Source organism: Shewanella sp. SM95 (assembly GCF_025653595.1).
Lineage (GTDB): Bacteria > Pseudomonadota > Gammaproteobacteria > Enterobacterales > Shewanellaceae > Shewanella > Shewanella oncorhynchi.
The window spans coordinates 131,080-143,664 of sequence record NZ_JAKKSE010000014.1; the positions used below are offsets into that span (position 1 = coordinate 131,080).

Annotated in this window: 9 protein-coding genes and 1 pseudogene; 4 read left to right on the forward strand and 6 right to left on the reverse strand. The window is 37.7% G+C overall.

The genetic code is table 11. The features are described from left to right. Positions 1-41 precede the first annotated feature (41 nt). On the forward strand, positions 42-1,073 hold the full coding sequence (locus L5M29_RS15515) for an IS630-like element ISSpu23 family transposase (protein WP_014609561.1): 1,032 nt from the start codon (positions 42-44) through the stop codon (positions 1,071-1,073). A gap of 742 nt (positions 1,074-1,815) precedes the next feature. Here L5M29_RS15515 and L5M29_RS15520 read toward each other — a convergent pair. The 5 genes from L5M29_RS15520 to L5M29_RS15540 form a co-directional block, all read right to left on the reverse strand. Beyond that, positions 1,816-2,913: a DUF6236 family protein gene (locus L5M29_RS15520; RefSeq protein ID WP_263168624.1), complete on the reverse strand. Its 1,098-nt coding sequence runs from the start codon at positions 2,911-2,913 to the stop codon at positions 1,816-1,818. A 641-nt stretch (positions 2,914-3,554) separates the two neighbouring features. Next, positions 3,555-5,252 (reverse strand): hypothetical protein, encoded by a 1,698-nt coding sequence (locus L5M29_RS15525; protein ID WP_263168627.1) that lies wholly within the window; start codon positions 5,250-5,252, stop codon positions 3,555-3,557. Positions 5,253-5,255: 3 nt separating this feature from the next. Next, positions 5,256-6,971, reverse strand: a complete 1,716-nt coding sequence (locus tag L5M29_RS15530; protein WP_263168630.1) for a hypothetical protein — start codon at positions 6,969-6,971, stop codon at positions 5,256-5,258. Positions 6,972-7,449: 478 nt separating this feature from the next. Next, a complete protein-coding gene (locus L5M29_RS15535) occupies positions 7,450-7,839 on the reverse strand; it encodes an H-NS family nucleoid-associated regulatory protein (RefSeq protein ID WP_006081626.1) in 390 nt (129 codons plus the stop codon). Between the two features lie 436 nt (positions 7,840-8,275). Then, on the reverse strand, positions 8,276-9,169 hold the full coding sequence (locus tag L5M29_RS15540; protein WP_263168634.1) for an MBL fold metallo-hydrolase: 894 nt from the start codon (positions 9,167-9,169) through the stop codon (positions 8,276-8,278). 137 nt (positions 9,170-9,306) lie between these two features. On the opposite strand from L5M29_RS15540, the gene L5M29_RS15545 reads away from it, so the two are divergent. Continuing rightward, complete coding sequence (locus L5M29_RS15545) at positions 9,307-10,257, forward strand: GlxA family transcriptional regulator (protein WP_263168636.1); 951 nt, start codon at positions 9,307-9,309, stop codon at positions 10,255-10,257. Between the two features lie 178 nt (positions 10,258-10,435). Here the strand turns inward: L5M29_RS15545 and L5M29_RS15550 are convergent, their stop codons facing one another. Continuing rightward, positions 10,436-10,774, reverse strand: coding sequence for a winged helix-turn-helix transcriptional regulator (locus L5M29_RS15550; RefSeq protein ID WP_172591458.1), 339 nt, complete (start codon positions 10,772-10,774; stop codon positions 10,436-10,438). A 104-nt stretch (positions 10,775-10,878) separates the two neighbouring features. Here L5M29_RS15550 and L5M29_RS15555 point away from each other — a divergent pair, with 104 nt between their 5' ends. Continuing rightward, positions 10,879-11,721 carry an SDR family oxidoreductase gene (locus tag L5M29_RS15555; protein WP_263168639.1) on the forward strand — a complete coding sequence of 281 codons (843 nt, stop codon included), beginning with the start codon at positions 10,879-10,881 and terminating at the stop codon, positions 11,719-11,721. Between the two features lie 721 nt (positions 11,722-12,442). After that, a pseudogene (locus L5M29_RS15560) lies at positions 12,443-12,585 on the forward strand (IS4 family transposase); the annotation flags it as partial.

The window sequence follows — 12,585 nt, forward strand, 5'->3', positions numbered from 1 at the left end:
GATGCTTGATTTTCAGTGAAATGAGGATCAAGCTAACGATTATGAAACTACTCCTTACTCCTGAACAAAAACAAGTCCTAGAGACCCAGCATGCTCAAACGCGTGACGGGCGTATTCGTGACCGCATCAAAGCAGTACTGCTTGCATCCGAAGGCTGGACCCCGGCAATGATTTCTCAAGCATTACGCATTCATGAAAGCACTGTACGTAATCACCTTGCCGATTACACCTTGTCAGAGAAGCTCAAGCCTGAAAATGGCGGTTCACAAAGCCTGTTAACTGCAGAGCAAATCGCAGAATTAATTGCCCATTTAACTCAGCATACTTATCACCACAACAAGCAAATCGTAGCCTATGTATTGGAGCAATATGGCGTTCAATATACGGTAGCAGGGATGCACAAATGGCTTCGCAAAAACGGCTTTAGCTACAAGAAGCCCAAAGGCGTACCGCATAAGTTTGATACGGCAAAGCAACAGGCTTTTGTTGAGGCTTATGAGGCACTCAAAGCGCATTGCGGTGAGGATGAGCGCATTTTATTTATGGATGCCGTACATCCGACTCAGGCAACCAAAATCTCACACGGCTGGATACGAACTGGGCAAGACAAAGCCATAGAAACCACCGGCAGTCGTACACGGCTAAACCTGATTGGCGCGTTGGAGCTCAATAATATTGCCAGTGCAGTGGTCAATGAATATGAATGGGTAAACAGCGAAAGCATAGTGCAGTTTTTCGGGCAATTAAGAGACAAATACCCACAAACTCAGAAGCTACATCTTATTTTGGATGGTGCTGGTTATCACCGAGCGGCGATAGTGAAGAATGCTGCAATTTCGCACAATATTGAGTTGCATTATTTACCGCCTTACAGCCCGAACCTCAATCCGATAGAAAGACTGTGGAAGGTCATGAATGAGCACGCGAGGAACAGCGTGTACTTCAAAAATAAGCGAGATTTCAGGTCCGCACTGGATAAATTTTTCAAAGAAACATTACCCGATATTGGTGAAAGTTTAGCGTCGCGGATCAATGATAATTTTCAGCTCTTTACCCACGCATCTTCAGGTTGATTGGGTATATATACTGAATATTCACGCTGGTTTAAATGCACTATTCAGCAACCCTGAAAATATCTATGGGTTTATGAACTTGGTCAATCATAATCATCCCTTTAATGGCGCCAAGCCAATCGATGTCATGCTAAGCAAAGAAAATTATAATTTTCAATTGGTTAACGATTATATAACTCAGTTAATTGTACGCTAGGTTTCGTTATTTCTTCTTTGAGTTTTTTCACATTAAAATTGAGCTATTGTGACATTAGATATTTCTGATGCGATTAAAATGTTTGTACATTTTAATCGCGTTGACGCCTGAATAAAAATTTGGGGCTATGCCTTCATCTCCAGCTCCCCACCTCAAGAGTCTATTAATCAACCAATTTATACAAAATACCCCATAAGTGGGGAAATGTTTGGAAATTTGTTAAAAAACATAAACGATCTTGCTCATCTAAGGTTAGCCGGAACTAAATCGTACATAGCTTTTTGGGTAACATAACTAAAAACGAGACATAAATCAGTTAGTGCTTAGGCTCTAAACTATACCGCTCACATTATCATTACTAATAACTATCTTAAGAAAGCGGGTTTATGTTCACTAAGAGATGGATGGATCGAAGTTCATTCTCGAAACAAGAAGCTAACCAGAGAGTTTAGGTTAGGCGTTCTAAATGAACCGCCCTGTACGGAGCAGCGTGCAAGGTTGTGTGGGGGCTGGAGGCTAGATGCCTTCAGCTACCCGATTATATTTTTAATCTGCGACATATTCTTGCATAGAATTCCAGGCTGTCATATTTATGTCTCCTCCCATTCTGCTTCCTCTTGCACGGCAATGCCCTTTAAAATCACGACCTAGTACAGTTAAAAAAGCAGAAGGATTATCTTTATTTAATTTTTTAACCTCTTCTTTAGATGCCATTAAGCTATATAAACCACCTATAGCAATCCCAGTAGCTGCAATACCAATAGTCGTCGCTGTTGGTATTGCGAGAAGCTTACAAAGTGCAATAGGGGCAGGAATACCCATCATTGTCGAACCAAACCATTTTTTTGCTTTAATAACATCTGCACTTTTACGATAATTATCTTGAGCAGCAGCTAGTTTTTTAGCAGCACCTTCAATTCGGTCTATAGAAATGTCACCATCAGAAGTATTTGCGATCACCTCTTTGAGATCAAAAACGCATTTACGAAAATTTAAAATTTCATCTCGTCTTTTTTCTCTAAACAATAGAATTTTATCCGCAGGGATTTCTGATATATTCACTGGTGTTAAATTACTAATTAACATATTAAAAATAGCAAATGGATCATCTAAATACTCGTTATCAAAACCTGGTGGTTGTAAATAATCGCCAAGAATTCCGTTAGTTGCAAAATAATTTGATGCTGTCCACGCCTCCATACTATTAGTAGATAATGATAAATTATTATTTTTAGCTACAATATTTGCCATATAAAGCATAAAATTAGATGCAAACTCTGTTGGTACATACATCCAATCATTCTCTTCGGTGAAGCCAATGTCACGAAACATATCCCGAACGATCTCATCTGTTTTTCCAGTATGAAGTCTACTTATCTGATGGTCTTCAAATGATAAAGCTGCGGCATCCCACTCTCCCAATTTTTCAATAAATTGTGTAGACGCTTCTTCTGAATATTTTGAGGGATCAATAATTTTACCTATGCTTCCCTCCTCTAATAATGCTTGGAGTTCAGGATGGTCATCTGGTATTACATTGTCAGGGCAAATTCGATATACATTATCATATAAGAGAGCCATTGATTTTATTAGTCTTGGGTTATCCAAACTAATCTGAGGATAAAATAAAGCATCATTTTTCATAAAATATTCCCTAAAAAATATAACATTTGTATAGTGCGCATGCGCGTTTACCTCATTACCAGTAAAAATGCGCACAGTTAACTATTTGTATGCAAATAATTTATCAGGTTTTTATCCAATACACTATCTGGAAAAATGCGCAAACAAATGAGGTTAAAAACACTCAAAAGCATCTAATTTTATATACGATTGTATACCTATACATTGTTAGTCGCTGTACGGTAGGGCCGAACATTAGGTAAATAGATGAGATTTTGTAGGGCAATTCATTCGTCAGTTTTCGATTCACCAAATGAATGCTAGTAAGCTTTGTGGCATGAATGATTTATGCTCCGTGCATATCTTTAGACAGAAATAAGTTTCATGGAATCATAGATTAGTATTTCATGAATTACATCAGGTATGGAAAATTCCGACGGACTAAAGGCAAGACGAGATCCTGCTACACTCATAGTATAGTAGCTACTGAACCGCTTATAGGCTAAAAGCACAAATAACTACAGAGTACTTCCTGAGCGCCAGTATGGCGCTTAAAACCCTTGTTTCATCGTCAGGCGTTTATCTGTAATCAGAATATTATTTTGATTTAAACCCGACAAACATTGGATTTCACTATTAAGAAACAAAGCCCCGCTTTTATCTTACTTCTTTTCAAAAGGAAGAAAAAAGTGAGGGGGTACAGGAAGTTTATATGCTCTACAAGCCATCAATACTATCGGAAATAATCCATGCTTAATAGCTGATAAGTTTTCAAAATACAGGGTTTCACTACATTCACTAAAAATATAACTTAATAGTTCATTTTTAGTGAATTTAAAATCAAAGTCAGACAAACAAAATCCATGATATTTTCCACCAATGTATAGTTCTTTTTCAGACTCTTCATCTGGATACCATAGCTGAATACTACAATGTGACAAGTGATTAGCTTGAATTTCACTTAACTTGGTATAAAGCTCATCAAAATTAAATAAGGCAGAAAAACACCCAATATTAGAGTACAAAATACTACCAGCTGTAGATTTTTCGAAATATTCTGCCGTACCGTTTTTAGGATGTTCGAGTAAATCCATGTAATCATGGAAAATACAGGGGTAAGCGCCATTGTTACTCAAGTTATCAGATACTCTTAATAGCATTCCTTCTAGCCAATCTTTCACTTGAGTAATCTTCGATATTGATACTAAAAATAGTACAGCAAGAGTGATATCAATAACTTGATCATCTTTTAGTGGTGAAAATAAGATAGGATTATTACTGATCAAGTTTATTATGCAATCAGCTACAAATACAGCTTGTTGTTCACTGGCTTTAGACTCAGTATCACTTTGTTGACACATTTCTAATTCCCATAGAACCCACATTCCCAGTATAGAGATACGACCAAGTAAATCGAAAAGTTTGAGGTTAATATCAACTGTAGATGAAGAGCATACTCCACGAGAGATAGCACCATATACATGCGCGTATGGGGTGATGACTTTAGTCATAAAGTCATGATTAATTTTAAAATACGTATTCTTAATAGAGAGTATAACTGACTGAATTAGTTTGGCATTTTTAGATTTCCTTGAAAAGTAAGCATTACCGACATGCCAAGCATTCAATAATGCTACCTCACTAGACAAGTAAGCACTTTCAAAGTTTTTCTCCTTTCTTGACCAGCCATACAAGATCCAAAGACATATATTGATTTGTCTTAGGCTCTTTAACACTGTTTCAGGAGGCGCATTGTCGGCAGCCTCTCTTAATATGCTAACAAGGTATGCAAAGTACCTAAACGAGGTATCTGGCTCGTCAATCATCGACACCGACTTCCTTAACAAGGAACGAGTGTCATCAGGCATAAAATTTTCATGTAGAAAGTTATCATTAATAAGGCTTGCGAGCTTATCCCCGTTCCATTCCTCGAATTCAATATTTTCATTCGTCTTAGTTTTAGAATCTATATAACCAGTAAATAAATCTCTAACAGGTGTTTGCACATCGCCACCAAAACAAGGACAAATAACAATTGGTTTGCCTTTATGCTCAGGTGGCAGTCTATGAGGAATATAGGAATCAATAATTTCATCTAGAGATGGTCTTAATGCTTGGTTTTCATTTCCATTCCATGTAGATCGAGTCAAGTCTCCCGCTTTAATTGAAAAGAGGTAAACCTTTTCAACTCCACCATATAACGAACCAACAGCGGCAACATCCACGCCTCTTTCGCTTGCCCCTCTTATTGGTTTTCCAAAGACAGTCAAACCAAGCTGGCTTAATAAATCAGGTAATATCGCATCGAGTTCATCTCTTTCGTTAAGAGAGGCTAAGTATTCTTTAATAACAAGCTTCATATCTTACCCCTCATACCTAAAAATATTAATTAGTCGGTTTAATCCAATGGGATCTATGGAAAAAAATATAGGAGTTTCAGTTGAGTGACTTATTTTACTGAGAGGCATTACCTGCCTTCTGGACTCTCCATTACCATTATACTGCTTAAAAACAGACTTGTTGCCATACAATAAGACTTTTGAGTTATTGCCAAACAATGATGCCAAGAAAGAGCCCTTACGTGCTTCTTTCATCATTGCTTCATTTTCAACATAATTTTTCCGTCCCATAGCTTCTCTATGTCTAGTACTGGGATGAAGTTCTTTGTTTAAAGACGCTTTCATTAGTACGTCATGATAGGCATCATTTCTCTTCAATAAATGGAGTAACTCTTTGGTTTTCTTTTTCCGTTTATCCAGTTCAGCTATATGATCTTTAATAACCCCCTCTATAGTTTTGGGTGTATTCATAAGTAATGGGTAAAATAATAACTCAGATATTTTTTCAAAATCAGAATCATTACAGTGTTCCAATATCGAAAGTACGTAAAATGTAGCCAACTTCGGTTTTAAGAATAACCAACCAACGGCTTTTCTTGCGACAAAGAAATAGTCCTTGGAGTCATCGATTTTACTTACTTTAGAGGGAGTGTTTTCATGTTCGAAAATAATATCTGAAGCAGCCTGACAAAGGTAGTGGTTGCCAGAACAAAACCAACGAGTAAATAACTCTTCATGATCTATGTTTTTATTTTCCCATATCGCTGTAGAGATATTGTGAAAGCTGGTGATTTCGAAGTTGTCATCGCAATTGGCAACAAGCTTTTTTTCTAATAGTCCAATAACTTCAGCTCTGCATTCCCTGTTTAGAAGAGTCGTTAACGCATAGTCTACAGTATGGGATTTTTGCCATTCAGTGATTGAAAATTGATCAAAGAAACTTAAAAAGAGCACCTCCCATTCTGTTGGTAAATGCTCTTCATCCAACCATACTATTCGTGATACCTCTTCTAGCAACATAATCGAATCGTCAAGTAAGCATAATGTTATGCTTTTGGTGGCATTCGCAGCAAGTGAAGAGTCTTTTTTACATATCTCATTAATAGTCTGTAAACAACTTTTAGCCAGCTCATCAGCATGGTTTTGTTCTAATAATGAATGTATATGTTCAAGAGCTTTTGCTAGTAAGCCACTATCGCTTGAATATTTTAAATAACCCAATGCTAGTATTGCTTCAGTTTGTATTTTTTGATTTGAATGAGCGGTCAGTTCTAGAGCGAATTGGAAGCTTTCTTCTAAAGATATCTTCGATTGACTGATTAAAGTAGCTCTTAAAAAAAACTCCCATTTAATCGGTGACTTAGCCAACATTTCAACAGCATCTTTAATTCTTGACTTATTTTCACCCAAAAATTCACTTATAGGTATATTGCAATATTCGCCCTTACTTAGAATTATTTGGCTTGTTTCAAATACAGATTTAGTAGGTGCTTCAATTAAACCAATCACACCTAAGTATTGTCGTATGTGAGAAATGTATCCATCTAAGCATTGAGGGGAATTTAAAAATTTTAAAACGTCCAATTCCCCTGAGTTATGAGCACTAGCAAGTTTTTTGATAACTTCTTTATATTCAATCCGGTAATCGCTAAGAAGTTCAACTAACGAATGATAGTAATCCTCAGTTGCTAGGACTACTTCTAATTTCTGATTAAAATCGATTTTTTGATTCTCTTGCACAACAGACTACACCTTGTAATTATTATTTGATACCAATTAACCATTTGATTTATAAATGCTTATTTTGGAGTGGTTGTAGCTGAATAGTATCTGCGAATTGATCAGCCATCAAATCATTAAATACGGTTCAATCCAGCAATTAGTCACCTAAGGACCTGTCTCTTAGTCACATCTTTTATGCATTTAAAAGTGCATAAAATCGGTCTGATAAAGAATAGGTATGTACTAGACTTGTCTAGCCTTAATGCACACAGCTCAGTTAATGACCAGATGTGGGTTGTAAAACTTGTTTACCGCCCAATTGACTTACCTTTAAGGGTCTATTCTGCATTGGTTTTGGACTTGTGACTAAGGACATATTGATTCATTACAAAAGGTTGGTCAAACACTGATTTATGACCCCATGACGAACAGTGACTCTAAATGATAATGGGGCAGAACAGACTTTCATCAGTCTGTTCTGTTATAGACAGGGAATTTAGATCAAAAAGTCTTCGATTGAACGGCCATTTTCAATTTGTTTTTTGAAAATAGTTGGCATTCTACCTTGCCCTGTCCAAGTGACAGTTTCGCCCTCAACTACGATTGAATATTTAGCTGGACGTGGTGCTCTTGTGCTTTTTACTTTAGCAGTAACACCGCCAAGATCATCAAGTGATAAACCAGCTGACTCAATCATCTTCTGAAGTTCTGCAATTTTAGCGATACGCTCAGCATTTGCTTCAGCTTCAGCATTCGCTTCTTCTTCTCTTTCAGCAACGATCTTGCCTAACTTTTCGTACACATCTTTTAGTTCAGCAACAGATAACTCTTTAACAGAAGCTTTTAAGCGACGAGCATGAGTTAAGATCTCTAAGAATTCAGACATTGTATTTCCCTAATAAGTTTGTATCGCAACAATATAGCTGATCTTCAATTTGTAATGAATACACAAAGAGATTCAAATTAATAGTTATTAACATGCAGAAATTGCGTGTTTACGCGCAATATTTAGCTGTTTTCGAAGCGAATTGCTAGATTATGTCGATAAACTTCACTTCTGCACACAAAACTGCATAAACATTCAGAATTTGACTCATCTCTGACTTCTTACTCGGTTAGGGGGAGCAGAAGCACATCAGCCAACAACGAACGCGAGATCTCTGAGCTTTATGTGTGAATCAGTCTGTGCGAGACTGATTCACAAACTCACGACTTCGAGTACCCACTTACTCCCTTTATTTCTCATTCACAAACTCACGACTTCGAGTACCCACTTACTCCCTTTATTTCTCATTCACAACTAATTAATCAAGAAACTATACTTATAACTTCAACGACTCACCATCTTCAGGAATTAATACTTGTTTTTCTATGCCTTTTTCCTGCACGAACTCCCTGAGCTCTTTACGAGTCAATGCTGCGTGATTGACCGTATCCATGTGTACCGCAACAATATTTGCTTGGGGGGCATGCTTAATAGCCCGAAGTGTGTCTTGTTCACCCATGATAATAGAACCTTCAAGGCTGTCTAAACGAGCATCACCCGTGTTAAGAACAACTACTTCAGGCTTAAATTCATTTAGAGCATTTTCCACTTCATTACGCCAAATGGTATCACCGACAAAATATACAGTACTGTAATTATCTGCTTGTAAAACCACCCCCATAGCTTCTCCTAACAATTTAGCTAACTCTGGGATTGCATACATTTCATCCGTGCCATGCTGCCCACCCGTTTTGGTTAAACTAATGCCATTGAACTGAGTTTTAATCCCTAACACACGCACATCTTTAAAGCCTTGAGCGCGAATAGTATTTGCATCCTCTTCATTTTGAACAAATAAAGGCATCGTTTTAGGTATTACACTTTGTGCTGCATCATCCCAATGATCAAGATGTGTGTGAGTGACAATAACAGCGTCTACATTGTCAATTACAGCTTTAGCTGACATGGGTAAATCGATCATTGGTATACGTATTTCACTACGGTAAGTACCGGCAAAACCAGGATAGGTATCTTTCTCTGCCAGCATAGGATCGATTAAGAATGTTGTGCCACCATAAGTAAGTTTAGATGTTGCATTTCGAATATGCTGAAAGTGAATCTGCTGTGGTTCTGCATGCAGCGTTGGAGCCGATTCAGCTAGTGCATTGCTGCTATTTATTATGGTTGCAAGCCCTAAGGTAAGTAGGATGGTGATAGCTTTGTTTTTCATAATGTATCTCTTTGGCGGTTGATTAATATGAGACATTATCTTCGGTATTTACGAGAGGGAATATTGACCCAAGTGACAAATGTCGAAATAATTGGGCCAAATAATGATATGACGAACCACTTGGGAGCACTTTGCATATGCAAGTACCAACAGTCGCTTTGATTCTCTACCCTCATTTCAGCGTGTTTCATGTCGCTGTGCCTCAAGCCGTTTTTTCGATGCAGCCAGATAACAAACCCATTTTTGACTTAAAGATAGTGTCAATTGATGGTAAGCCACAACACACTGACAATTGGATGACAGTTCAGCCTGATGGTGGATTAGAACTCGTTGAGTTGGCAGATATAGTTGTCATCCCTGGGTGGCATGACCTAGACAGTGCACCTGCTTCTGATGTATCTGAAGCATTGGTTAAAGCTCATGAAAGAGGGGCTATGGTCGTGGGGCTTTGTTATGGTGCTTATGCGTTAGCCTACTCAGGGCTATTAGATAAAAAAGAAGCTGCAACTCATTGGATGGCAGAGGAAGATTTTACAGTTCGTTTTCCAAATATAAAGCTAAATACGAATGCACTTTATGTTGAAAGTGACCGTGTAGTCACTTCTGCAGGTACTGCTGCCGCTTTAGACTGTTGCTTGTATATTGTGAGGTCTTTTTATGGGACAAAAACAGCGAATAAAGTTGCACGTATCTTAGTTGTACCTCCGCACAGAGAAGGCGGTCAGGCACAATTTATTGCACAACCTATCCCAAAATCAACTCAAGATGCAGAGGTCAATAGGTTACTGGATTATTTACGTGAAAACCTCGACAAACAATATTCTATCGCTGATTTAGCAGATCAATTATTTATGAGTCGCCGTACCTTTACTCGGCATTTCAACAACGCTACCGGTATGTCATTTGGAAAATGGCTTGTAAGTACTCGTCTGCAACGTAGCCTTGAGCTTCTTGAAAGTACAAGACTTTCTGTAGAACAAGTGTCTGAAATGGTTGGTTTTCAGACTGCAACGTCATTTAGGCAACATTTTAATCAACGTTTTCACGTTAGCCCAAGTGCTTGGCGTAAAACGTTCGCAGGAAGTTAATGGTGTTCAGAAAATTAACAAGCACTAAATGAAATAGCTTTTCCCCAGCTGGCATCCGTTAACATAAGTCTTTGCATGGCTTGAGGTTATAGTTACTTTTGGCGAAGCAAATTATAACGTCTTGCCATACTGTCTGAAAATCACCGGCCAAAGATCAACAGACCCTAGCTACTTCACTTTATAATTTATTGCGTTGGATAAGTTGGTCTGGAATGGTTTCACCCCATTTTCCCATTGCTTCAAGAACATCTCGTAGATTTTCGCCTAAAGTAGTTAATTCATATACCACTCGTGGCGGCGTTTCGGCATACACAGTGCGAGTAACAAGTCCGTTAGCTTCAAATTGCTTTAATCTGTGGGTTAGGGTATGTGCACTAATTCCATTCAGGTTATTTTTCAGTTCGGTAAAACGAAGGGGGCCATGTAACAGCTCTCTAATGATTAACGTTGCCCATGGGCCATCCATAAGTATTAAAAAACGCGCGACTCCGCAACAAGGCGTTTCTCTGTTATTCATACTTTTCTCATTTTTGTAAGTTATTTCTAATAGTGCATTTGACGTAACCGACTTAACGTCTGCACTATTATCACTCTGTTTAAATTATCATTACTGGAGTATATATGAAATACATTATTCATGGAGCAACTGGTGCCCAGGGAGCGCCCCTTTTTAATAAGTTGATTGAGCAAGGTACGGATGCAGTTGCTGTTGTGCGCAACCCCACCTCTCTTAAGGGTGTTCCAACAGTCGCTTTAGACTTAACTTCAGTGGACTCTCTTATTTCTGCTTATGCTGGTGCTGATGGGATATTCCTTCATTTACCAATTGGTCCTGAAGTAATGCGTAGTGAATTTGCACATAATATAGCGAAAGCGATTATGGAGGCTAAGCCTGCCCGTGTAGTTCTTACAACTAGTGGTTGGCCCTTAGGTATCCCTGGAGATAAAAGCGCATTGCCCACTCTGATTAATGAACTTGAGAAGACGAGCGTCTCTTTGGCTATCATTGCACCGCAGTTATATCTTGAGAATTTGTTGTTGCCAATTGTTATTGGACCAGTGAAAGAAGATCATAAACTCCCTTATCCACTACGTAATGATTATCCAGTTTCTTGGTGTTCTCATCTTGATATTGCTGATGTCGCAGCAGCTCTTCTTCGCGATTTTTCTGTAACAGGGATTGTGGAAGTGGGCCAATTGCCTGCCATCACTGGTAATGACCTAGCAGATGCATTTGCCGACTATTTTGGTCATGATGTTAGCTTTCAAAGCCTTACTCCTGATGAGTTTGGTATGAAATTAGCTATTTTGTTTGGAGAAAGTGCCGCAACAGAGGTTGTAAAAGGATATAAAGCAAAAGCATTAACTCAAGATTCAGCAATCAAACAAGCTATGAGTGCGCAAGTATTATTAGGAATTACACCACGTACCGTAGGACAGTGGTTAAGAGATATAAATATTTGACTATCTGATAATCTGGCCTATACATTAATATGTAAAGGCCATAAAATCCTAAGTAACACCTAAATTATCACCGAGTGGCTGTGTGAGAAATTCTTTTTTTAAAGACTATTAAACCAAATTTAACATTATATTTTAAGAGATAGAGTATCATATTTTTCCATATCCAAAACTTGTACACAAAGCTTGTCCAATACACTTTTAAACAAGGTCGCAAAAAATAAAAGTTAAACATTATCATTCGTAAACAAGATAATAATTATATCTCTATCAAATAAGTGAGCGTCAGTTAAGTATGTTTCGCTAGATGAATTTTCATCACCATTTATGTAAAACTTTAGTTTTTTAATTAATCTTGTTTAATGGGAGTTTTCAATAACTTATTGCAACCTTGGATCGTGAAGATTTCAACAAATTTTTCAGGTGAAAAACCTAATTAAATTGGCAATAGATTCTTCCATGATAACATTAATTAAAAACTGTCTTATAGAAAAATCAGAAATGAACATTGTAAAAATAGGTTACATGTTCACCTAGGAATTAAAGGAAATCGTAAAGTAAAATCTAATAGTTCTGTATCCACATCATGAATTAATTCACTTAGTTAAATGCTAAGTACTGAAGAATCCCCTGATGATTTACAAATAAATCATCAAATTAGGGTGGAAGCGCATCTTGTTGCATGATCAAATGGTTTCGCCAAAAACTACACTTGGACAACAAGATGCGCGAAGCCAATATCCTACAACATTCTTTACACCAATACTGCCCAGAACTTCACCTAAAACGATTAAACAGCTTGATGCTGGCCTCTAAGGCACTGATTGAATGTAAGACACTGACCTTGACTGAGTTAGGTCGAAATTT